The 23,130-nt window shown below is 65.5% G+C and carries 22 protein-coding genes; 7 read left to right on the top strand and 15 right to left on the bottom strand.

Features of this window, described 5'->3' with window-relative positions; genetic code table 11:
- Positions 1-251: 251 nt before the first annotated feature.
- Genes aftB through glf form a run of 5 tightly spaced genes read right to left on the bottom strand, consistent with a single transcriptional unit; the run spans position 252 to position 6,812 of the window.
- Complete coding sequence (gene aftB / locus AC5Y2L_RS18090; protein WP_499938813.1) at positions 252-2,273, bottom strand: terminal beta-(1->2)-arabinofuranosyltransferase; 2,022 nt, start codon at positions 2,271-2,273, stop codon at positions 252-254.
- Complete coding sequence (locus AC5Y2L_RS18085; protein WP_499938811.1) at positions 2,260-3,177, bottom strand: decaprenyl-phosphate phosphoribosyltransferase; 918 nt, start codon at positions 3,175-3,177, stop codon at positions 2,260-2,262. Before AC5Y2L_RS18085 ends, aftB begins: the two co-directional genes overlap by 14 nt.
- Complete coding sequence (locus AC5Y2L_RS18080) at positions 3,174-3,695, bottom strand: phosphatase PAP2 family protein (RefSeq protein ID WP_499938810.1); 522 nt, start codon at positions 3,693-3,695, stop codon at positions 3,174-3,176. Before AC5Y2L_RS18080 ends, AC5Y2L_RS18085 begins: the two co-directional genes overlap by 4 nt.
- A complete protein-coding gene (locus tag AC5Y2L_RS18075) occupies positions 3,688-5,616 on the bottom strand; it encodes a glycosyltransferase (RefSeq protein WP_499938808.1) in 1,929 nt (642 codons plus the stop codon). Before AC5Y2L_RS18075 ends, AC5Y2L_RS18080 begins: the two co-directional genes overlap by 8 nt.
- Positions 5,613-6,812, bottom strand: coding sequence for a UDP-galactopyranose mutase (gene glf / locus AC5Y2L_RS18070; protein WP_499938806.1), 1,200 nt, complete (start codon positions 6,810-6,812; stop codon positions 5,613-5,615). Before glf ends, AC5Y2L_RS18075 begins: the two co-directional genes overlap by 4 nt.
- A gap of 267 nt (positions 6,813-7,079) precedes the next feature.
- Between glf and AC5Y2L_RS18065 the strand changes: the two genes are divergently transcribed.
- The 3 genes from AC5Y2L_RS18065 (at position 7,080) to AC5Y2L_RS18055 (ending at position 12,071) form a co-directional block, all read left to right on the top strand.
- Positions 7,080-8,153: a PirG gene (locus AC5Y2L_RS18065; protein ID WP_499938805.1), complete on the top strand. Its 1,074-nt coding sequence runs from the start codon at positions 7,080-7,082 to the stop codon at positions 8,151-8,153.
- Positions 8,154-8,326: 173 nt separating this feature from the next.
- Positions 8,327-9,964, top strand: coding sequence for an N-acetylmuramoyl-L-alanine amidase (locus AC5Y2L_RS18060; protein WP_499938803.1), 1,638 nt, complete (start codon positions 8,327-8,329; stop codon positions 9,962-9,964).
- Positions 9,965-10,151: 187 nt separating this feature from the next.
- Positions 10,152-12,071, top strand: a complete 1,920-nt coding sequence (locus AC5Y2L_RS18055) for an alanine racemase (protein ID WP_499938801.1) — start codon at positions 10,152-10,154, stop codon at positions 12,069-12,071.
- A 225-nt stretch (positions 12,072-12,296) separates the two neighbouring features.
- Here the strand turns inward: AC5Y2L_RS18055 and AC5Y2L_RS18050 are convergent, their stop codons facing one another.
- From AC5Y2L_RS18050 to AC5Y2L_RS18025, 6 genes are read right to left on the bottom strand one after another with little or no spacing between them, the layout of a single operon-like run.
- A complete protein-coding gene (locus AC5Y2L_RS18050; protein ID WP_499938800.1) occupies positions 12,297-12,764 on the bottom strand; it encodes a DUF350 domain-containing protein in 468 nt (155 codons plus the stop codon).
- 16 nt (positions 12,765-12,780) lie between these two features.
- Positions 12,781-13,947, bottom strand: a complete 1,167-nt coding sequence (locus tag AC5Y2L_RS18045) for a glutathionylspermidine synthase family protein (protein ID WP_499938798.1) — start codon at positions 13,945-13,947, stop codon at positions 12,781-12,783.
- A complete protein-coding gene (locus AC5Y2L_RS18040; protein ID WP_499938796.1) occupies positions 13,944-14,681 on the bottom strand; it encodes a hypothetical protein in 738 nt (245 codons plus the stop codon). Before AC5Y2L_RS18040 ends, AC5Y2L_RS18045 begins: the two co-directional genes overlap by 4 nt.
- 58 nt (positions 14,682-14,739) lie before the next feature.
- On the bottom strand, positions 14,740-15,564 hold the full coding sequence (locus AC5Y2L_RS18035; RefSeq protein WP_499938957.1) for an HAD family hydrolase: 825 nt from the start codon (positions 15,562-15,564) through the stop codon (positions 14,740-14,742).
- Positions 15,561-16,331, bottom strand: coding sequence for a lysophospholipid acyltransferase family protein (locus AC5Y2L_RS18030; RefSeq protein WP_499938795.1), 771 nt, complete (start codon positions 16,329-16,331; stop codon positions 15,561-15,563). Before AC5Y2L_RS18030 ends, AC5Y2L_RS18035 begins: the two co-directional genes overlap by 4 nt.
- Positions 16,332-16,337: 6 nt before the next feature.
- Positions 16,338-17,105 (bottom strand): lysophospholipid acyltransferase family protein, encoded by a 768-nt coding sequence (locus AC5Y2L_RS18025; RefSeq protein WP_499938794.1) that lies wholly within the window; start codon positions 17,103-17,105, stop codon positions 16,338-16,340.
- A gap of 186 nt (positions 17,106-17,291) precedes the next feature.
- Between AC5Y2L_RS18025 and AC5Y2L_RS18020 the strand changes: the two genes are divergently transcribed.
- The 3 genes from AC5Y2L_RS18020 to AC5Y2L_RS18010 are packed head-to-tail and all read left to right on the top strand — an operon-like array spanning position 17,292 to position 18,844.
- Positions 17,292-18,134 (top strand): AraC family transcriptional regulator, encoded by an 843-nt coding sequence (locus tag AC5Y2L_RS18020; protein WP_499938956.1) that lies wholly within the window; start codon positions 17,292-17,294, stop codon positions 18,132-18,134.
- Entirely contained in the window at positions 18,088-18,489 is a 402-nt protein-coding gene (locus AC5Y2L_RS18015) for a VOC family protein (protein WP_499938793.1), read from the top strand. Before AC5Y2L_RS18020 ends, AC5Y2L_RS18015 begins: the two co-directional genes overlap by 47 nt.
- Position 18,490: 1 nt before the next feature.
- Positions 18,491-18,844: a VOC family protein gene (locus AC5Y2L_RS18010; RefSeq protein WP_499938791.1), complete on the top strand. Its 354-nt coding sequence runs from the start codon at positions 18,491-18,493 to the stop codon at positions 18,842-18,844.
- A gap of 713 nt (positions 18,845-19,557) precedes the next feature.
- On the opposite strand, the gene AC5Y2L_RS18005 is transcribed toward AC5Y2L_RS18010, so the two are convergent.
- Genes AC5Y2L_RS18005 through AC5Y2L_RS17990 form a run of 4 tightly spaced genes read right to left on the bottom strand, consistent with a single transcriptional unit; the run spans position 19,558 to position 22,501 of the window.
- Positions 19,558-19,890: a hypothetical protein gene (locus tag AC5Y2L_RS18005; RefSeq protein WP_499938789.1), complete on the bottom strand. Its 333-nt coding sequence runs from the start codon at positions 19,888-19,890 to the stop codon at positions 19,558-19,560.
- A 43-nt stretch (positions 19,891-19,933) separates the two neighbouring features.
- On the bottom strand, positions 19,934-20,482 hold the full coding sequence (locus AC5Y2L_RS18000) for a hypothetical protein (RefSeq protein WP_499938787.1): 549 nt from the start codon (positions 20,480-20,482) through the stop codon (positions 19,934-19,936).
- Entirely contained in the window at positions 20,479-22,113 is a 1,635-nt protein-coding gene (locus AC5Y2L_RS17995) for a DUF4185 domain-containing protein (RefSeq protein WP_499938785.1), read from the bottom strand. The genes AC5Y2L_RS18000 and AC5Y2L_RS17995 overlap by 4 nt, the downstream gene beginning before the upstream one ends.
- A gap of 37 nt (positions 22,114-22,150) precedes the next feature.
- Positions 22,151-22,501 (bottom strand): hypothetical protein, encoded by a 351-nt coding sequence (locus tag AC5Y2L_RS17990; protein WP_499938783.1) that lies wholly within the window; start codon positions 22,499-22,501, stop codon positions 22,151-22,153.
- A 196-nt stretch (positions 22,502-22,697) separates the two neighbouring features.
- Here AC5Y2L_RS17990 and AC5Y2L_RS17985 point away from each other — a divergent pair.
- A partial coding sequence (locus AC5Y2L_RS17985; protein WP_499938781.1) for a hypothetical protein occupies positions 22,698-23,130 on the top strand: 433 nt, incomplete at its 3' end.

The raw sequence follows: 23,130 nt of genomic DNA, 5'->3' as shown, positions 1-23,130 counted from the left end.
ACAACTTGGGGCGTCGGCTCGCATCGAGCGAGCCGCGCAAACCCTCATCGGGCGTTCCGCCACGCCGGATCAGGGGTCAAAATCGGCGGCGCAGACCGGCATTTCCGCATGTGCCCGCCCGTCGTCGCGTCCTGGTAAGCGACCAGATGTGATTTTGCTGTCAGTCTCTCCCAGCGCGCCGGACCCGGGCCGGCCGTGGCGGGCCCGAAATCAGGCGAAAAAATTTTGCCGGCGAAGTCGGTGACACGCTGTCAGTCGTGCGGTGCCGGCGGACCCGCGTCGGGGATCTCGAGCCCACATCTGACGAGTTCGTAGAGCGGGACACGGTCGATGCGATACATGGTGAATTCATAGGAGTGAACGAAATTCGACACGAACCGGTGCAGGGTCATCGGGGCACGCACCGAGCTCAGCACGGCCTTCGTCGCGGGGCACTGCAGGGCCGCAACCGCCTCGGCGACCCACTGCTGATCGAGGTAGCCGGGAATACCCGGATACACCTTGACCCAGGGACCGTCGGCGACCACCCAGTCCGGGAAGAGGTTCTTGTCGTGTCCGATCCGGCCGTGTTTGAGCCGATCGGTGTGTTGCGCGAGCGGATTTGCCAACCCGATCTGGTCGATCACCCGGACATCCAGGCCGACATTCATGCCCAGCATCCCGAGGTTGGTGAAAAACACTGCGTGCTGGGGTTTTTCGTGCGCCGGGCTGCCCGGCGGGGGCGGGATCATCGGCACCAGGTCCCACTGGGTGTAATTGCCCGACGGCAGCAGCAACGCCCCGTTCGGGGTGTCGTTGATCGCGGTCAGGACGGCGGCCATCCTCGGGTAGCTCAGGTAGTCCGCAGCGGTCAGCGGATGCGCGTGCCCGGTGGCCTGCGCATAGAACCGGCGTTCGTCGACGATTCCGGAGTACGTGACGCGAGTGGCGTCGTCGCCCATGCCCGGCGAGTTTGCCGCCCACAAGGACCAGCCCGCGACGCCCAGCCACAGCACCCCGGCCGCCCCGGCGGCCAGCCAATTGCCGGTCTGGCGGGTGAAATCCTTGCCGTCGGGCAGCGTCACCGGGATCACGGCAACTGGTGCCAGCAAACAAAATAGCGGCGCCAGCAAAACTCGGGCGTGCATGAAGTCGCCGCCCTGCCGGATCCAGTAGAGCGCCTGCAGCAGCCCACTGACGAGGACGAAGGCGACCGCGGCCGGTGGGCTTTGCACCGCCCGGGCCACGCGCCCGTAGTTCGGCGCCTCCGGGGGCCGCAGGAATGACGGCCGCCGCCGGGCCACCATCAGCAGCAGCCCGAGCGGCACCAGCAGCACCACCGGGGCCCAAAGGGCATATGGCGCATTGAAATTCGACAGATAGGTCATGCCCTGCGACCACTTGTCGCCGGCAGCGTCCTTGGCCAGGGCGGTGCCGGGCACCAGCAGGCCGTAGTAACCCATCCGGAAGATCTGGTAGGCGACGGGCAGCAAACCGCCTGCCACCACGATCAGCACCCGCCGCTGCCACGTCCGGGCCGCAATCAGCATCATGATCAGCGCCAAGCCGCCCATCAGCGCCAGCTCCGGTCGCACCAGCACACTCAACCCCGCGACGCAGGCCAGCGCAGCCAAGAACCATCGATTGCCCGGCCGGTTGCGCAGCGGCTGCGACCAGCAGACCATCATCCACCACAGCAACCCCAAATAGGCCAGCACCAGCCCGCTTTCCAGGCCCGAAGTGGCGAAGTCCCGCGCCGGCGGCAGCGCGATGTAGACCAGTGCACCGGCGGGCAGCATGATCGCGCGGCGGCCCCGCAGGCTGGGCGCATACAGCCGGCCCGCGCCCAGCATGAGCAACGCGACCCCCAGCAGGGAGAGCGCCAGGGCCAGCGCCAGCGCCACGTATTCCATGCGCATCGGTCCACCGACCCAGCTGCCCAGGTACATCAGGTAGGTCCACAGCGTGGAGGTGTTGGCCTCTACCCGCTCGCCCTTGTTGAACACCGGGCCGTTGCCGGCCAACAGATTTCGCACCGTACGCAGCACGATCAGGCCGTCGTCGGCGATCCAGCGACGTTGCCATGCGCCCCACCCGAACAACACGACGACCACCGCGACGCTGCTCCACAGGCTGACCCGGACCACCCGGTGGTAGCGGAACACCGGCCGAACGGGTCGCCGGACCACCGGTCGGCGCCGCAGCACGGCGGGGTTCAGGCCCTTGAAACCATCGAGGCGTAGCGGCCCGGTGACGGCCTTCAGGCGGGCGGATATCGGGCTAGCCGAAGGCAACGGCGGCTCCAACCGTTGCGATCCACGCCAAGAACAGGAACTGCAAGACCCGGTCGCGCAGCGCGATGTCCTCGGGCTCTCCGGCCAGGCCGCCGTCGACATCCACCGCATAGCGCAGGATCGCGATGGTGAACGGGACCATCGTCACCGCGAACCACGACCCCGAGCCGTGGTCACGTTCAAAGGCCCACAACCCGTAGCACATCACCACCGCGGTGGCCGACAATGTCCAGACGAATCGCAGATAAGTGCCCGTATAGCTTTCCAGGGATTTGCGGATGGCGGCCCCGGTACGTTCGGCGAGTTGCAGCTCGGCGTAGCGCTTGCCGGCACCCATGAACAAGGACGCGAACGCAGCGGAGAGCAGGAACCACTGGGACAGCGAGATGTCCGTGGCCGCACCGCCGGCAATGGCCCGCAGCAGATACGCCGACGACAAGATGCAAATGTCAAGCACCGCTTGGTGTTTGAGGCCGAAACAGTAGGCCAGCTGCATGGCGATGTAGACCGCCATCACCACCGCCAGGCTCGGCCTCAACCACCAGGCCATGCCGAGTGAGGCCACAGCCAGCCCCACAGCGAGCGCGTACGCCAGCCACTCGGGCACCACGCCGGCGGCGATCGGGCGAAACCGCTTCGTGGGGTGTTCGCGGTCGGCCTCGACGTCGCGGACATCGTTGATCAGGTAGATGGAAGACGCCGCCAGGCTGAACACCACGAAGGCGACCGCCACCTGGATTCCCAATTGGGCGTAGTCGTAGCGGTGGCCGCGGCCCGCCGCAGCCACCGGCGCGGCCAGTACCAGCACGTTCTTCACCCATTGCCGCGGGCGGATCGCCTTGATCACGCCGGTGACCAGGTTCCCCGGAGGTCCGGTCACCACGTGTTCATTCGTGTCACTCATGCAATGCCCCTATCGAGCCGGACGGCGATGCCCGCCACCACGGCGCCCAAGGCGATCCCGGCGGCGACGTCGCTGGGATAGTGCACCCCGGCCAATACCCGCGACAGCGCCATAGGTGGCACCAGCACCACCGGCAGGGGAAGCCCGGTGGCGCGGCCCATCAGGACTGCGGCCGTCGTGGTGGAGGTGGCATGCGCCGACGGGAAACTCAATTGACTGGGGGTGCCGATATTCACCACGACGGCGGGGTGTGACGGTCGTTTGCGCCGCACCACCCGCTTGATCAAAACGGCCGCGGCATGCGCGGCGAACGCGCCCGCCCCGGCCACCAGCCACTCCCGGCGGTGCCGCGGTATCAGCAGCGCACCCAGCAGCGAGACGGCCACCCAGCCGATGCTGTGCTCGCCGAAATGCGACAGCCCGCGAGCGGCGGTCAGCACGCCGGGGCGGTCGGCCAGGGCGGACTGAATGGCCACCATTGCGGCCACTTCGCCGCTCGGCGGGCCCGGTTCAGGCATTTCTCGGCTCGTGCTTTGCTGCCGACCCAGCTGCGGCCGCCGGAGCCGGTGCCGGAGACAGAGCGGCCTCCCATCTCTCTTTGCTGGACAGCACTGGCAATGCGCCTCGGTACACCCGCCGCATCTCATCGAACCGCCTGGCCAGCCGGCGTTGCCGGCGCAACGACTGCAACAACAGCGAGAACATCTTGGCTCGATCGCGCTGCCGGTACACCACACCGCAGCCATCGGCCGTCGTGACGGTGACACCGTCGACAGTGCAGAGCCGGAACCAGCGCGCGTCCTGAGTCGGCACGTTGTACTCGGGGCGCTGGTGGTGCGCGGGGTCGGCGGCCTTCAGGTTGTGCAGCGTGCCGCGGGCCAGCCGGTAGCCGATCATCAACGGGTTCACCGGCGGCTTCATCGCCTTGGTCCGGTGCCGCGGCGGCGGCAGTTCGCTGGCGGCCGGGAGCACGACCGCGTCGGGAAATTCCTTGCGGATGCGGTGCACTTCCGGCAGCGCGGACTCCAGGATGGCGAAGATGTGCTCCGGGCCGGCGAGGAAGTCGTCGATGGCCTTGTTCTGAATAGCCACCGTCGAGTATTCCAGGCAGGCAAGGTGTTTCAGGGTCGCCTTGAGATGACTACGGATCAGGCCGCCGATGTCACCGTCCCAGTGCATCGCCGCCACCACCAGCCGATTGCGCAGATGGAAGTAGGCCTGCCAGTCGATGGCGTCGTCCTTGTCGCTCCAGGCCATGTGCCAGATCGCCGCGCCCGGCAGCGTGACGGTCGGATAGCCGTGCTCGGCGGCCCGTAGCCCGTAGTCGGCGTCGTCCCATTTGATGAACAGCGGTAGCGGCTGGCCCAGCTCCTCGGCGACCTGCCGCGGGATCATGCACGTCCACCAGCCGTTGTAGTCGACGTCGATGCGCCGGTGCAGCAGCTTGCTTCGGATCTCCTTGTCGCTCAGCGCATATTCGGCGAAGTCGTGGTCGTATTCGGCGTGCGGTGCAGCGGTCCACATGAAGTTCGTCCGGTCCACGACCTCGCCCATGATGTGCAGGTGTGACGGCTCCTGCAGGTTGAGCATCTGACCGCCGACCAGCATCGGGGACTTGGCGAAACGGTGCATGGCCAGCACCCGCAGGATCGAGTCCGGCTCGATGCGGATGTCGTCGTCCATGAACAGGATCTGCTGGCAATCGGTGTTTTTCAGCGCTTCGTACATCACCCGGCTGTAGCCGCCGGAACCACCGAGGTTGGGCTGGTTGTGGATGGAGAGCCGATTGCCCAGCCGGGCAGCCGCAGCGGGGAAGTCGGGATGGTCGCACACCTTGCGGGTGCCCTGATCCGGCACGATCACCGCGCCGATCACCTCGTCCACCAGCGGGTCGGCGGTCAGTTCGCGCAACGCGTTGGCGCAGTCCGCGGGCCGGTTGAAGGTCGGGATGCCGACGGCGATATTCGCGGTCCCGGGAGCGGGGATGGTCGCATACCAGCCGCCGTTGAGCAGGGTGACCGCGGTGTCGGTGGTGATGTCGAACCAGATCCAGCCGCCGTCCTCGAACGGCTGCAGGCCCACCTCGATCTCCAGGACCGCTGGCGCGGCGCCATCGCCGCCGAACTGCCGGCCCTCGACGAAGATGCGAGCGCCGGTGGCCTTGGTCCGGTAGACGTCGACACGCCCGGATCCGGTCAGCTCGACGCGCAATACCACCGACTTGCAGATCGTCCAGCGCCGCCAGTAGCTGGCCGGAAACGCGTTGAAGTACGTCGCGAACGACACCTCCGACTCTTTGCCGATCTCCAGCGAGGTGCGGCTGGGCGCGTGCGCACGACGGGAGTTGGTTGCGGATTCGGCCAGGTACAGCTTGCGCACGTCGAGGGGTTCGCCCGGGCGCGGCAGGATGATCCGAGACAGCAAGCTCACCGCAGTCATTTGTTTTCCCCGTTGTCGGCCGCCAGCGGGGCGCCATCGCGCAGGTGCGGCGCGAGGACGTTGTCGTACATACTCAGTGCGCTGGCAATGGCCATGTGCATATCCAGATATTGATAGGTGCCCAGCCGTCCGCCGAACAGTACCTTCGCCTCGGCGGTCTCGGACTTCGCCCTGGCCCGATAGGCGGCCAACAGGGCGCGGTCGGCCTCGGTATTGATCGGATAGTAAGGCTCGTCGTCATCGGCGGCGAACCGGGAGTACTCCCGCATGATCACCGTCTTGTCGGTCGGGTAGTCGCGTTCGTTGTGAAAATGCCGGAACTCGTGGATGCGGGTGTACGGGACGTCGAGGTCGTTGTAGTTCATCACCGGCGTGCCCTGGAAGTCGCCGATCGGCAGCACCTCCACCTCGAAGTCCAGTGTGCGCCAGCCAAGTCGGCCCTCGGCGTAGTCGAAATACCGGTCAAGCGGGCCGGTGTAAACCACCGGAGCGTCGGGACTCTCGGCGCGCAGTTGCTCGCGCACGTCGAACCAGTCGGTGTTCAGCCGCACCTCGATGCGGTCGTCGGCGGCCATCCTCGTCAGCCAGGCCGTGTAGCCGTCGGCCGGCAGGCCCTCGTAGGTGTCGCTGAAGTACCGGTTGTCGAAGGTGTAGCGCACCGGCAGCCGGGTGATGTTCGCGGCCGGGAGCTCCTTGGGGTCGGTCTGCCATTGCTTGGCGGTGTAGCCCTTGACGAACGCCTCGTACAGCGGCCGGCCGATCAGCGAGATGGCCTTCTCTTCGAGGTTCTGCGCCTCGGCGGTGTCGATTTCCGCGGCCTGCTCGGCAATGAGGGCTCGTGCCTCATCAGGGGTGAAGTACCGCCCGAAGAACTGCGACACCAGGCCCAGTCCCATCGGGAACTGGTAGGCCTGGCCGTTGTGCATGGCGAACACCCGATGCTGGTAGTTGGTGAACTCCGTGAACTGGCGCACGTAGTCCCAGACCCTCTTGTTAGAGGTGTGGAACAGGTGGGCGCCGTACTTGTGGACCTCGATGCCGGTCTGCGGCTCGGGCTCGGAGTAGGCGTTGCCCCCGATATGCGGGCGGCGTTCGACGACGAGCACGCGCTTGCCGAGTTGGGTAGCCACGCGCTCGGCAACCGTCAAGCCGAAGAATCCGGAACCGACGACGAAGAGGTCGAAACGAGCTGTCATCGGTTGCCTAGGTTAGCTGACCTTGCTGCCAAAACCTGATTTGACAACTCGTGGCAGGCCCACTTCTGCCGCTGCACGCGGCCGTGATGCGCCCACATCTCAATGCAGTAGGCAAGGTCGCGATTGCCTCACGATTCGATATCGCCACTCTAGTCACAGCAACCACACTCGTACCATCGATCGTGTGAGGTTCACGCCATGCACGACGGGCAGAGACGGACCACACAACACATAGTCCCGATAGCGGACCAGATTGAGGAGACTTCCGTGCCGAACCGACGCCGACGCAAGCTTTCTACAGCCTTGAGCGCGGCCGCCGCCCTGGCAGTCGCAAGTCCTTGCGCATATTTCCTTGTTTACGAATCGACCGCCACCAGCAAGCCGACCGAACATCACGACTTCAAGCGGGCCGCCCAGATCAGCGACCTGCCCAATGAGCTGATCGGCGCGTTGTCGCAGGGCCTGTCGCAGTTCGGCATCAACTTGCCGAACGTGCCGAGCATTACCGGGGCCGGCGGTGCCAGTCCCGGCCTGACCAGCCCCGGACTGACCGGTACGACACCCGGCTTGACCAGCCCAGGTCTGACCGGTACGACACCCGGCTTGACCAGCCCAGGTCTGACCAGTCCCGCCCTAACCAGTCCGGGTCTGACGGGGACGACGCCCGGTGCGACCAGCCCGGGCTTGACCGGTACTACGCCGGGTTCGCTCGCTACGCCTGGTACTCCCCTGCCGCCGACGCCAGCCGCGGGAGCCAACCCCGCACTGTCGAACCCCGCGCTGACCAGCCCGGCCGGGGTGGCGCCGGGCGTGGCCACTCCGGGGGCTGCGAACCCGGCGATTGGCTCGCCCATCGCCGCTCCGGGCGAGGTCCCGATCACCTCGCCGGGAACCGGATTGGACCCCGGCGCCGATGGCACCTACCCGATCCTGGGCGATCCGTCGGGGCTGGGCGGTCTGCCCGGGACCTCCCCCGCGGCCGCTGCCCCGGGCGGAGGCGGTGGTCTGATCAACGACCTGATGCAAGCCGCCAACCAACTGGGCGCCAGCCAGGCCATTGACCTGATCAAGGGCATGGTGCTGCCGGCGATCACGCAGGGCATGCAGGGTGGGGCCGCCGCGGGTGCGCCCGGTGCCGGGCTACCGGCCGGCGGAATACCCGCACCCTCCTTGCCCGCGGGCATGCAGGGTGCCGGCTTGCCCGGCGCACTGCCGGGGGCTGCGCTACCCGCTGCCGCAGGCGCCGCGGGCGCACTGCCAGCCGCTGCCGCCGCTCCTGCTGCGGGTGCGGCGGCTCCGACCTTGGCCTCTGCGCCGGTCGAAGCCTTGCCCAGCGGCTAGGGGTTATTGGGACGTGTCGCCTGACGGCACCGCAGAGGCCCGCTGGCGCCGGCACCTAGCAAGCCGGTCGGCAAAAATCTCTGCGGTGCCGTCGAACCCGGCTCGGCCAAATTTCCGCGTGGGCAACCGTGTCGGCTCAGAAATAACAATGGGCACACGCGTAACATCGCCTGGTGCCGTCTCGCAGCCGCGCACCCACGATGTGGCTCACCGCTGTCGCGGCGACCGCAGTCATCGTCACGTGGCTGGTAAGCCCGACCGGTCCAAGCGCCGGCCGACCCCGGGCGGACGACACCCGACTCTCCGAGCAACCGCTGGTCGGGGTGGGCGGCGGTGTGACGGTGCGCGAGCTCACCCAAGACACGCCGTTTTCTCTGGTCGCGCTGACCGGCGACCTGGCCGGCACCTCGACGCGGGTACGCGCGAAGCGCCCCGATGGTTCCTGGGGGCCCTGGTACCAGACCGAGTACCAGACCGGAGCCCCAGATCCGCAACCCGGGCCTGACGGTTCCCCTCGGCGGCCCGACAGCACCGACCCGGTCTTCGTCGGCTCCACCAACGTGGTGCAGATCGCAATCACCCGACCCGTCGATGCCGTGGTGACACAACCGCCGGCGAGACCACCGAATGCCGGTAAGCCGGGTCTGGGGTACAAACCGGCCACCAAGGAAGAGCCTCTCGGGCAGACCATCTCCGCGGTACTCATCTCCCCACCGCAGGCGCCTGCCGGGTCGCACTGGGCGGCGCCGGCCATCGCCGTGCTGCCGGGCCAGGCACCCAACATCATCAGCCGCGCCGAGTGGGGCGCCGACGAGTCGCTTCGATGCGGAACACCACAGTACGGCAACGGGATTCGCGCCGCCGTCGTTCACCACACCGCGGGCAGCAACGACTACTCGCCGCAAGAATCGGCGGGGATTGTGAAGGCCATCTACACCTACCACAGCAAGACGCTGGGCTGGTGCGACATCGCGTACAACGCGCTCGTCGACAAATACGGACAGGTTTTCGAAGGCAGTGCCGGCGGGCTCACCAAGCCGGTCGAGGCGTTCCACACCGGCGGATTCAACCGCGGCACCTGGGGTGTGGCCATGATCGGCAATTTCGACGACGTACCACCCACGCCGCTGCAGATCCGCAGCGTGGGCCGGCTGCTGGGCTGGCGCCTGGGGGTGGACAGCGTCGATCCCAAGGCAACGGTGGAGTTGGTCTCGGCCGGCAGCCACTTCACCACGTTCCCCGCGGGGACGTTGGCGAAGTTGCCCGCCATCTTCACGCACCGCGACGTCGGAAACACCGACTGTCCGGGCAATGCCGCCTACGCGCTGATGGACGAGATCCGGGATATCGCATCGCATTTCAACGACCCGCCAGAGGAGCTGATCAAGGCGCTGCAGGGAGGTGCGATCTACGAACATTGGCAGGCGATCGGTGGGATGAACAGTGTGCTGGGGGCGCCGACGTCGACCGAGGAGAGCGGGCTGGGCGTAACCCGTTACGTCACGTTCGCCAAGGGAGCTATGTACTGGTCGCCCGAAATCGGCGCCAAGCCGGTGACCGGAGCGATCTACGAAGCCTGGGCGTCACTGGGCTACGAACGCGGCCCACTCGGTTTGCCGACCAGCGCCGAACTACACGAGCCGTTGCGCATCACCCAGAATTTCCAGCATGGCACGTTGAACTTCGAGCGCCTCACGGGCAACATCGCCGAGGTGGTCGACGGCATCACCACCTCGCTGTCGCCGCAACCCCCGAGCGGCCCGACGGTCCCGGCCGAACACTTCTCGGTTCCGACGCACCCAGCCGGTTAGCGCTGCGGCGTCGGCGTTGGGCGTGAAACGTTGGCGTTCGAAGTGAAGCCAGGGCGGAAAATTCGCCCAGATCCCGCCATTGTTTCGCTCTCAAAACCCTAATTTCACCCTCAAAGCCCTGGGCTGACAATCAACGGCCCTAGAGGCCGCGCCGCCCGGTGTTGCTGCGCGTACTACTCTGCGACGTGTGCCCGAGACGCCGTACCTGACCATCGATCTCGATCGGGTGCGGGACAACCTCCGAAGCCTGCAATCGGCCCTGCCTGCCGCGCGGATTCGCTACGCCGTCAAGGCAAATCCGGGCGAACCCATCCTGCGCCTGCTCGCGGCCGAGGGCTCGGAATTCGACGTCGCATCCGTCGGTGAGATCGACGCGTGCGCGACGGCCGGCATCGACGGCGGACTGCTGACCTTCGGCAACACCGTCAAAAAACCTGCCCAGATCGCCGCGGCGTACTCGCGAGGGGTACGCCGGTTCGCGTTCGACACCGACGACGGCGCGGTCGCCATCGCCGAACACGCGCCAGGCGCCGCGGTGGAATGCCGTATCGCGCCGGTGTTTCCGTCGTCGGTGACACCGTTCGGGCACAAGTACGGATGCGCCCCCGCCGACGCCTCGGCGTTGCTGGAGCACGCCCGGCGGTTGGGCCTGCGCCCGGAGGGGGTGTGCTTCCACGTCGGCTCACAACAACTCGACCCGGCCGCTTGGGATCTCGGTATCCGTTGTGCCGCTGATGTTTTCGACCGGGTCGACGGGCTGACGACGATCAATGTCGGCGGTGGCTTCCCGCTGGCGTACGCCACCGGCGCACCCACTCTGGAGGCGGTGGCCGACGCCATATTGTCGGCGCTGGCACGCTATTTCGGGTCCAGCCCACCACAGCTCGCAGCGGAGCCGGGGCGGGTGATCGTGGGTTCGGCGGGGGCCATCCGCGCTGAGGTGGTGTCGGTGCGCAGCGGCACCGACGGCAGGCGTTGGGTGTATCTCGACATTGGCCGCTACAGCGGGCTGGCCGAAACCGAGAACGAATACATCCGCTATCGGCTGCGGACCGATCGCGACGACGATCCTATCGACGATGCGGTGGTCGCCGGCCCGACGTGCGACGGCGATGATGTGCTCTACCAACGGTATCCGCTTCCGGTTACGCTGCGCGTCGGTGACCGTGTCGAAATCGAGGACACTGGTGCCTATACCGCGAGCTACGCGTCGGTGGATTTCAATGGGTTCGCCCCGTTGCCAACGTATTTCGCGGGGCAAACACTCCCTAGAGAGCTCATCGAGCCGATCGCGCCAGGCATTACCCGCAGCTGGCGACTGTCCGACGTCGTCTGCGACGTACGAACCGAGTTCCAGCATCTGGTGATCGGCCACACGCAACAGGGCATGGCGTTGTTCAGCGACGGCGAGCGGCAGAGCACCGAGTTCAGCCAGCTCGTCTACCACGAAGCGCTGCTGGTGCCGGCACTGCTGCTGGCGGATAACGTCGAACGGGTGCTCGTCATCGGCTCGGGTGAAGGCGTGGTCAGCCAGTTGGCGGTGGCCGCCGGCGCCGCACACGTCGACCATGTCGACATCGACCGGGAAGCCGTGCGGCGGTGTGCGGAGCATCTGCCCTATGGCTACTCGGTCGACGAACTACGCAGAGCTGAAAGCGGACTCGGGCCGATAACCATGCATTACCTCGACGGGTGGAGCTTCGTCGAGCGCAGCGCCGTTGACTACGACATCGTCGTCGTCGACCTTCCCGACGAGCGCACCGAACCGGCGCAACACAACCGGCTCTACGAGGGTGATTTCCTGGAAAAGTGCTGCGGCATAGGTCAAGTCGTCGCCTTCCAGGCGGGCTGCCCGACGCTGTGGCGCAACGAGTCGCTGCAGCGGTCGTGGCGACGGTTTCACGAAACATTCGACACGGTGGTCTATTTCGGCAGCGACGAACACGAGTGGGCGTTCTTGTCCGGATTGGCCGAGCCCGTCGGGGATCCCGTCGCGGTCATGTCGGCCCGACTGGCGGCGTTGCCTTACCAACCGCAGACCATCGACGCCGACTCGTTGCGGGCGGCCACAGTCCCGCCAAAGACACTGCGCGACACGGGATGCTAGGAGCTGATTAAAGTTGCCTCGCAGACACGACTCTCGATTGTCTGAGGTACGCTGGCCCCCACCCGGCACTCCAGTCACCGGAAACAGGGCCTATGTCTTTTGCCTGCCTCGGAGCGACAATGATTGAGCGCCAATAGATTTGTCGCTCCGAGCCGGGCAAAACAGACATGTCCCGACGATTTGTGACGGATGCGACTCCTGAAGGACCGGCTGCCAACGCGACAACTACAGAATCGCCACCGCCACCACAATGCCGAGCGCGAACTGCGCGGCGGCCACCATAAGCGAGTCATAACTGAACTCGTCGGCGTCGAACAACGCGTTCATGTCGATGCCGATCACCAGGGTCGCGATCCTCATCATCACCACCTGGGCTATCAGGCCGACGATGCCGAAAATGGCTGAGCCCACCAGTCCTTCGACCAGCTTGCCCGACGACGCATAGATCGCCACCACCACGATCAACGCCATGCTGACCATGCCCGCCGCGGCGACGACGATCGCGTTCGGCTTTCCCGCATCGACCATCTTGCGCAGCGGCCCAGGGGTGGTGAGGTCGATCGCGTAGAAGCCGATGATCATCAGCACCAAGCCGACGATCGCGTACAGGATGATGGCATAGACCCCGCGGCCCAGCACATTCCAATATCCCGCATCCCAGTAGCCCGACAGCGCAACGCTCGTTGTCGTCATCGATGATCAACTCCGTTCATTTGAGAGGAATTCGGTGCGGGACAAAAGCTGCGCCGTCGTCGGTCACCAGGCCGGCCGTCTCGCGGATGCCGAGGCCGGCCGCCGAATCGCCAACCAGCCAGGCGCCCAACGCGGGTCGCATGTCGTCGAACTGGGGCAGTGGGTCCAGCAGTTGGTAGACGAACCCCTCTTCTCCGTAGACCCCACCGGTCGCGGTCTCGAGGCCGGCGCCGACGATGGTGATGTTCGCCCCTTCCCGGCCCAGCTTGGGCTTGCGAACGTATTCGGTCAACTCGTGCGGGTCGTCGAGGTAGGCGGGCAGCAGGTTCGGGTGACCCGGGTACATCTCCCACAGCACGGCCAAAATCGCCTTGTTGGACAGCAGCGTTTTCCACAGCGGTTCTACCCACATCGTCTGCGGCAGGCTAGCAACGACATGCCTGCCGAACTCGTCATCGAGCACCCACTCCCACGGGTAAAGCTTGAAGACGGCGTGGATCTGGTCCTCTTCCAGGTCGACGAATCGCTCCAGGGCCGAATCCCAACCGAGGTCTTCGATCATCAACCCGATGGTCTGAAAGCCCGCTTCGGCGGCGGTTTCCTGCATATAGGTGGTAGTGATCTGATCTTCGCCGGTCGCTTCCACACCCGACCAGGTGAAGTGCAGCTCGCCGCTCGGCAACGAATCACCGACCACCTTCCAGCGGTCCACCAACTGCTCGTGCAGCGAGTTCCATTGGTCGTCGTCCGGGAACTTGTCCTTGAGCCAATACCACTGCAGAATTGCGGCTTCCAGCAACGTAGTTGGCGTATCGGCGTTGTACTCGAGCAGAACCGCCGGCCTGCGCCCGTCGTAACGCAAGTCGAATCGACCGTAGACGTGTGGGTCGGAGCGGCGCCAGGATTCGGCGACGGCCGGCCAACTCCATTCCGGCAGACCGAAATCCGCGTACCGCTCCATCAGCACCACTTGCTCGACGGCGTTGAGGCACATCGAGTGCAGCAATTCGACGTCGGCCTCCAGGGCCAGGATCTCGTCCATGTCGAACTCGTAGTAGACCGACTCGTCCCAGTAGGGGCGGTCTCTGCCCCGCGCGTCGCGGGCTGGGGTGCCGTACACCAGCCCTTGCGATTCCACGATCGAACGCCACTTCGGGCGCGGCTCCGTTCGGCAGCGTTTCACGAGCGGCCGCTCCTACCGAACTTGCCGCCCAGCCCGCCGCGCTGAATGGTGGCGCCGGACCTGGTCTTGATCGTTGCGCCGGACGGTCGCGTCGTCGTGCCGCCGATTGGTCGGGAACCCACCAAGCCCGAGCTGCCGTAGTAGTACCGGTACTGGTGCCCGCCGTAGTAGAAAAAGCCATTGAGGCCCGACGTGTGTCCGGTGCAGTAACTATCGGGGACGATCACCGGCTGACCGTTCGGGTCGTCCCGGACGCATTGGGCATAGACGGTGGGCGCCGACAAGGCCCAATATCCCAGGCCCGCCACCACGCCCACTATCCCGACGCCGGCGCCGGCCCCGATCAGCCGTCGGTTGCGCTTCCGGCGCTTCTCCTCCGCCGCGAGGCGCGCCTCTTCGATCTCGCGCTGCTTCTTCTCGTACTTCTCCCTGGCACGCAACTCGGCGGGCGTCGGCGGGCGCGGCCGCGTCGTCTCCGCATCCTGGGAAGTCATGCTGCCGCCGGACGCGAATTTGCCGGGTTCGTCGTGGCCTGAAGCCGCGTCTTCCGAACCGGCTGACAGCCAAACGGGGTTCACCGACTCCGGTTGGTCACCAGAAGTTGGGATGGGCGGCAGCGAAATCGCGGGGTCCTGACCGGCGCCAGGGATCGGCGGCAGCGGCTTGGGAAACGCCGATTCGTCATCCGAGCCGCCGCGCTCATTCCGGCGTTCCGGTGGCGGGTCTTCTGGCACGACCGGCAGTGTCCCACATTGCCGCGCCGTTGGGCGATAGCGAAACCACACTCGGCTTCTAGTGCCACCATCGCTCGAGCACGCGCGCGACACCGTCGTCGCTGTTGGGTGCGGTCACCTCGTCCGCCGCGGTCAGCACCTCGGGATGGGCGTTGCCCATCGCCACGCCTAGGCCGGCCTGTACCAGCATGGGCAGGTCATTGGGCATGTCGCCGAATGCGACCACCTCGTCGTCGGTTATCCCCAGCGGAGCGGCGATCTCGGTTACGCCGCTGGCCTTGCTGATTCCCGACGGCACGACCTCCACCAGCCCGTTGTTGGTCGAGTAGGTGATTTCGCCTACGTCGCCGATGTACTTGGCCAATTCGGCGGCCATGTCCGCGCTGCGGGCACCGCTCTTGCGGATCAGCAACTTGATTGCCGGCGCGCTGAGCAGGTCGGGGATCGACACTTCGGTGTTGTCGGGGTTGAGCCAGGCGTGCTCGTAGCCCGGGGAGCTGACGAACTGGGGTGTCGCGGTGTCGTGCGCGCGCTCGCCGATGCGCTCGACGGCCAGGCCCGCGCCGGGAATGGCCCTGGTTGCGATCTCGGCCAACTCGGCCAGGGTGTCGACGGACAATGTGCGCGCCGAGATCACCCGGTCGGTCGAGGGGTCATAGATGACCGCGCCGTTCGCGCACACCGCCATTGGAGCAAAACCGAGCGCCTCGACGACGGGACGCACCCACCGCGGCGGACGGCCGGTCGCCAGGATGAAGTGCGCGCCCCCGCCGACGGCGGCGTGCACCGCAGCCCGGGTCCGCGGACTGATGGTTTCGTCGTCGTCGAATAACGTGCCGTCGACGTCGCACGCGATGAGCGTTGGCGGCGGTCGTGTGGTCAGGTCGGTCCGCCTTCGCTGCGCGGCAAGGGCGTCGCGGCAGCGGCTTTGGCTGCCAGCTCCTCGGCCTCCCGCCGAGCTGCCTCCGCCAAACTCGGGGCGCCGCCACCCAACCGGCGTGGCACCCAGTACTCGCCGGCCGGATGCGGATACCGCTGCTGCACCTGCTCGAGCAGCGCCGTCATCGACTTCCGCAGCGCCGCATTGGTTTCCGCGATGCCGGAGGCGGCCCGCAGCGGCGCGCCGACCTGCACGCTGATCGGAATCTTCTTGCGGCCCAATTGTCTTGGGTGATCTTTGGTCCAAATCCGTTGTGCGCCCCAGACAATCATCGGCACGATCGGCACGTCCGCGTCGACGGCCATTCGGGCCGCGCCGGTCTTGAATTCCTTGAGCTCGAAGCTGCGGCTGATGGTGGCCTCCGGATACACCCCGACCAACTCTCCCTCGCGCAGCCGCTGCACCGCGATGGCGTAGGCGCCGGCCCCGGCTCCGCGGTCCACCGGGATGGTCTTGGTGCGCTTGATCAAGAAGTTGACCACCTTCACCTGCTGCATCTCGGCCTTGATCATGTACCGCATCCGGCGACCGCGGCGATACACCGCCAGCGCCGCCGGTAACCAATCGACATAACTGGTGTGGTTGATGGCGATCACGGCCCCGCCGTGTTCAGGGATATTCTCTTCGCCGCTGTAGGTGATCGGGCTGCCGGTGGCCTTGACGATCATCCGGGCCAGTATTTCAAGGGTGCGGTAGACCGGTTCCGCCATCGGCCACTACTCCGGGGCTCCGGCCCGCTGATTCCGGCGCGCCGCCCGTCGCACTGCTTCCTCTTGGTCCAAACGGGCCGCTTCGGCCATCGACGGGGCACCACCACCGAGCCGGTGCGGGACCCAGAACTCCCCTGCCGGATGCGGCCCGTACTGCTCTTGCGCGCGCTCCAACAGCTGCTGCATCCGCGAATGCAGCAGCTTGGTCAGCTCCTCGACGCCCAGCGTCGGCTCAATCGGCTCCCCGACGATCACCGTGATCGGCACTTTTGGCCGGAACAGCTTCTTGGGATGGTCCTTGGTCCAGATCCGTTGCGCACCCCAGATGATGTGCGGAATGATCGGCACCCCTGCTTCGATCGCCATCCGCGCAGCGCCGCTCTTCAATTCTTTGATCTCGAAGCTGCGGCTGATCGTCGCTTCCGGATACACGCCAACCCATTCACCGTCCTTCAAGTTCTTGACGGCGGCTTCGTAAGAGGCTGCCCCGGACGCCCGGTCCACCGGTATGTGCCGCAGGCTGCGCATGATCGGGCCGGTGATCTTGTGGTCGAACACCTCCTGCTTGGCCATGAACCGCACCTTGCGGCCGAGGCCCTGCCGATAGGCGGGCAAACCGGCGAGCATGAAGTCCAGGTAGCCGGTGTGGTTGATCGCGATGACCGCGCCGCCGCTGGTGGGCAGGTTCTCCACGCCGATGACGGTGATCTTCAGGCCCTGTATACGAAAGGCCAAACGGGCAAGCTGAATGACTGTCCCATATACCGGTTCCACAGACGTCGAGCCTAATGCTCTCGGCAATGCGGCGCCCGAAGTGGTGGTCAGCGGCAATATCGCCCTCGCGGTTGTGCCGACGGCCGTCTCCGCGTCGCTAGGGTGACACTTGTGGCCACCGACAAACTGGGGCGCACTTCGGAATTTGTGGCTGCCCCGCCTCGCATCGCTCCCGGTGTTGCGTCGATGGTCGGATACCGCGCCTTGCGGACGCCGGGCGAGACGCATCGCGGTATGCCGTCGTCGACGTTGACCTTCATCGTCAGCCTCGACGACGGAGTGGAGGCGGCTGAGACGCCCGAGGCCTTGGCCAGCGCCCGGCCCAACCCGTTGCTGTTGGGTGGCCTGCATGTGCGGGCCGCTCATGTGCGACAGCGACGCGGCCAGGCCGGGGTGCAGCTGGCGGTGCATCCGTTGGCGTCGCGCGCGCTTTTCGGTGTCCCCAGCGCCGAATTGAGTGTTACCGACTTCGACGCCACCGCGCTGTTGGGCCGACGCGCCCTCGAGTTGCATGAACGCGTCGCGGATGTCGGCCATTGGCAGACGGCGTTCGCGCTGATCGCCGAGTACCTGGTGTCCGCGCGACGGGACCATGACCGTGCGACGGTGCGCCCCGAAGTCGCCTATGCCTGGCACCTGCTGGAACGCAGCCGCGGCCGGTCTTCGATCAGGGTGGTCGCTGACCGGGTCGGCGTGAGCGCACGGCATCTGACGACGCTGTTCCACCGTGAGGTCGGCCGCTCGCCCAAGAACGTCGCGACGCTGATGCGCTTCGAGCACGCCACCGCCCGGATAGCGGAGTCGGTCCGTCGGCACGGGTTCGTCGATCTGGCTACCGTCGCGATCGCCTGCGGATACAGCGATCAGGCCCATTTGACCCGCGAGTTTGTCCGGTTTGCCGGAGCGCCGCCGCGCCGCTGGTTGGCTGAGGAGTTCCAAAACATTCAAGACGGTGGCCACCCGTCCCGCGCACACTGCGAGCATGACTGTTTCCAACCCGACCGTCTGGTTGACATTGCAAGCCCGTAATGCGCCGAAGCTGATCGAGTATTACGTCGACACCTTCGGATTCGTCCTGGCAGCTCGCTACGGCGAGGGCGAGACCGTTGATCACGCACAACTCAATTGGCCCGAGGGAAGCGGTGGAATCATGCTCGGCAGCCACAAACCCGGCGCCGACTGGTCTCTCGAACCCGGCAGCGCCGGCGGTTATGTCGTCACCGCCGATCCGGACGCGCTTTACGAGCGTGTTCTTCAGCACAAGGCCGACATTGTGCGCCCGCTCGCCGAAACCGATTACGGCGCCCGCGAATTCGCCGTGCGTGATCCGGAGGGCAACCTGTGGTCCTTCGGTGACTACCGCGGCGCGGCGATGCCGGACTGACATGCGAGCCAAACGAATCACGCCCAACCTGCCGGTGGCGGATGTCGAAGCGGCGAAAAGCTTCTACACCGACTACATCGGCCTGAGCACCGAGGAATTCAACTTGGGGTGGGTAGCGCGATACACCTCTCCGGACACCGGCGTGAGCGTCCAGCTGGTGTCCGGCGATGCATCCGCTCCCGAAGACTCAGTCGTCTCCATCCACACCGACGACGTCGACGGCGCCTTTGCGGAAGCCCAGGCGCGGGGCTATGAGATCGTGCATCCGTTGACCACCGAGCCGTGGGGTGTACGCCGCTTCTTCGTCCGCGCGCCGGACGGCGCGGTGATCAACATCGTGGGTCACCCGGACTGAAACGTAATCGCTTGGCAAGCGGTCTTCGGCGACGGTCAGTTCCAACTCCGGCGCTCACACCTTAGGAATCCAGGCTGACCAGGACGGTGACAACACAAACCCCGTCCTTGGGGGTCTTTACATGCGGTCATCCTTTTATCGTCCACCCCGCAAATCACCCCGCTGAGGGTGATGGAATGGAACGGAGGAAGACCCGACTTAGGATTTTATCGTCCACCCCGCAAATCACCCCGCTGAGGGTGATGGAATGGAACGGAGGAAGAGTCTTTACCTGCTGGCCATGAACAACGCCTGATATCGGTCCTTCATTGGTCTGATGCAATCCTGTGTCGGTACGGATCCAATTCACCCCATTAACTCCCTCTGCAGGATTTGAAGTAGCAGGAGGAATTGCCGGGCAGATTATTTCCGCTGCATTGGGCTGCTCCAATAGGAAAAACGCATAGGATCCCGTCGGGGGTGAGGAAGTATATCCCCGAACTGGGATGTCCTGGAGTGGTCATGTCGATCCGGTAGTCGGCAATGTTGACCGGCGTGTAGCCGCTCATGTCGGGGAATTTTGAAGGCTCCGCGTGTGCAGTACATGCACTGAGTGCAACGGTGCCGACAACACCTACAGCGAAGCTAAGTGCCGTGGCGGTCATGTCATTTGGCCGTAGGCGGAAAACTCGACGTTAGTCCATAAGAGGGCGTGACCGGATCCCTTGGCCGGTTCATTCGTCGTCCTGTTTTGCGATCCTGCGGCGGTGAGCGGCCCATTGATGCTGTATCTGTCGGCGGCAGTCCTCCTCGATGCGTTGTCTCATCTCCGCTGGGGCGTGCTTGCCGTGCTCGGGGTGCTCGTCGAGCCAGTCGGTAATTTTCTCGTCCACCATCGCGTGATAGCGAGCGCGGAACACTGCGGCGTCGGGATCTTCCGGCTCGGACCGGATCTCATCGGAAGCCGCTTCCTCCTCTGGTTCGGGGATCTCCGCAATGTTCTTGCCCAGCAGGCGGGCCAGCTCGTGGCGTTCGGGCACGGCGCCGGTGCGCAGCGCTTGCTGCATCAGCGGATGCAGATGGGCGATATCAGACAATTTCGAGAACCACTCAAACCTTAGGAATCCAGCCCGACCACGAGGGCGACAACACAAAACCTCGCCCCTGCGGATCTTTGCAGGCGGTCATCTTCTTGTCGTCCACGCCGCAAATCACCCCGCTGAGCGTGATGGAATGGAACGGAGGAAGAGTCTTTACCTGCTGGCCATGAACAACGCCTGATATCGGCCCTTCAGTGGTCTTCTTCAATCCGGTATCGGTACCGATCCAATTCACCTCATTGAGGCCGGTAGCGGGGGGAATGCCCGGTAAGTTATTTCCGCTACATTGGGCTGCTCCAATGGGAAAGTTGCAGGTAATGCCGTCGGGGGTGAGGAAGTAAATGTCTGAACTAGGATGTCCCGGGGTGGTCGTATCGATGCGGTAGTCGGCGACGTTCACTGGTGTGTAGCCGCCGAGGTCGGGAAACTTCGACGGTTCGGCGTGTGCGGTGCACGCGCTGAGCACAGCGACGACGGCCGCACCAGCGGCGGTAAGTGTCTTGTCGGTCATGGTTGTCCCTTCGACGCTGGCGGCGGTGTTGTGATCGGCGGCGGTCATCGGTTGGGGTTCACCTGGAACTGCTCGACGGTGTAAGGGATGCCGGGGTTGACCGGTGTGGTGTTCCATTGGCTCACCAAAATCCCCATGTTGTTTAGTGTGGCACCGGGCATGATGTAGCCGCCGTAGTTCTGTGGGACCGTGCCCGGCTCACCCCAGGGGCCACCTGCCGCGACTGTGGTCGGTACGCCGTCCAAGACTTCAGTGGGAAGCCCACTGCCCACGCGTACTTCGGTGTTTCCTGTGTTGCCGTTGAACCCGGACAGTACTGGCTTTCCCTGAACCTCGCGGAAGCTGAGCTCTCCGAAGTTGTCGCGACCGATGCCGGCGGCGTGCTGTGCGGAGGTTTCTCCTGCTTGACCCCAGCCGTTGCCGGTCCAGGGTTGCCAGGCGTTGCGGTCGGCGATGTGGTCGGGGTCGACGCGGTACATGGTGACGCGTTGGTGGCGGTCGAAGCCGTCGGCGGCGATGTAGATATTGCCGTCTTTTCCTTGGTAGCCGCTGATCTGGGTGGGCGCCTTGGTGGGGTCGCTGATGCGGGGGGGTTCGCCGGGCACACCCGCGGCGGGGTTGGGTATCGAGGCCCAGGGTTTGTAGCTGGCCTCGATGGGTTTCCAGCCCTGGGCGGGGTTGTTAGTGACCTCGACTAGCCAGGAGCCGCCTTTGGGGGCCAAGCCTTCGTTGGTGTTGGTGCCCACGACCATCATGTAGGTCCTGCCGTCGCGAGTGGTGATGCTGCCCGCGGGTAAGGCGTTGTTGGCACCGGCGTTTCTGGCGGCCTGGGGCAGCGGGAATAAGACATTAGTGCCGTCGGGTCCGGTCAGGGGTGCGCCGAAATGGGCGTGTCCCTGCGCATCAAAGGTGACCGGGACCGCCACCGAGGGAAAGTGTTGCCCTTCGCCCATCCGGTTCCCGCGATACGAGTCACCCAGAACGGCAACGTATTGCCCGTTGGGCAGTTGGATGATCTCACCTAAGTCCGCTGCCCCGATGCCGGGAATGTCAGCGCCGGTGCCGGCGACGGGCCCGAGGTTGGCCACCTGCCCACGGGCAAGCCCGGGGGGCAGGGCGAGCGGGGTGCCGGTGCCGGTCAGCGCCGCGGTCGCGTTGGCGATCGCGGCGGCGGTGTCGGCGTCGGCGGCGCCCAGCGCATCGGCCAGCCGCTGCAAGTTGCCGGTCTCGGTGGCGGCATCGTTGGCGCGTTGGGATTGCAGCGCGTTGATCGCGGAGTCGTCCAGGCCCATCAGTTTGGCGAGCTTTTTAGCGGCGGCGTAGTCGTAGGTGTCGGTGACTACCCAGTCTTCAGAGACCGCGAAATAATCGGCCTCCAAGCCCTGGGCCTTGGTCCTGAGCCCATCGATCATGTGCTGCATGGTGTCCCGACCGTTCTCGTACGCATCGGCCAGCGCATTGAGGTCGGCGGCGACGATGCGGTCCTGGGTCAACTCGCGCTCGGCGCGAAGAGCAGCGGCGTTTCGTGCCTGCCCTTGCCAGTCGAAGTTGTCCACCGTGTTGTGCACCCGCTCCCCCGAGCCGGTGAGCTTGGTCGCGGCATCCCGCAACGGCCTAGCCATGTCACCGAGGGCGTTCGCATTCGCCTTGTAAACCGTGCCCTTTTGCGGGCGGCTCATTCACACCCACCTAGGCAAGACGATCGGGTCGACACCTCTAGCGCCTCGACAGGTTCATATCGCCCATCGCGGTCAGCCCCTCACCCACGTGCTGAGACATCCACGGCGCCGCCAACAATCCCGGCGTGACTAGATCCGCGAGTTCGAAAGTGGTAGCCGTCTGCCGAAGCAGCGCCGCAAACAGCTCGAACCGGCCACTGGCGATCTTCAACGCCGACACCACCGCATCATGGGCCGCAGGCAGCACTGCGGCGGTGGCGAACCCGGGCAACCCGGCCATCGCCGCCGTCGCGTCCGGCACCGCCAACCCGGCCACCGAAGACTTCTCCGCGTCAATGCTCTCGGCACCACTACGCAGGTTGGTGGGGGTAACTTCCAGAATCGTCATCGCACCTCGCTCGCACTCGGACGACCGCTCGCCGATCCCCATTCGGTACGCGCGCGAACTTCACCTATCGGCATATAGACAACCCTATGTGGCGGCCTAGGACATAATCTGCGCAGCAGTTCACTCCCGGCCACATAGTTTGCCGTCCCAGAGAATTCCGGCGCTGTTCAACCGGGCAGACATCGAGGAGTCACCCATGGGCGTACGGCACGAGTACTTTGTGCTGGACAATGACGAGCAGGCAGCCGCGCTGGTTGACTCCTACGGCGAAGGGGTCCTCGGGGCCGAGGCCGTCACCGAGCTGGCGTCCCTGGAAGCGCTGCTGTTGGGTTTGAGTCCACACTGGCCCGCGGTCAAGGACTTGATGGACCGGCCCGATCATGCCGTCATGGTCGCCGCCGACGCCGACGAACCGACCAATGTCAATGTGGTGGTTTCCAGGATCGCGGATCACACCACCGCCCTGATCGCCAACGCCACCGCCGTGCAACTGGCCACCGCCATGGAACCCTGGTCGCAAACTGAGGCATACGCCGGGTATGTCACTGCCACGGACCTGGCCGAGATGATGGAGCAGGTGCTGCCGCTATTCCGCCAGGCCGTTGCCCAGGGCCAAACCATCTACGTGC

This window comes from Mycobacterium sp. NGS66 (assembly GCF_059812225.1).
The sequence above is the reverse complement of the archived record's forward strand: the minus strand, read 5'-3'. Positions and strand labels throughout refer to the sequence as shown.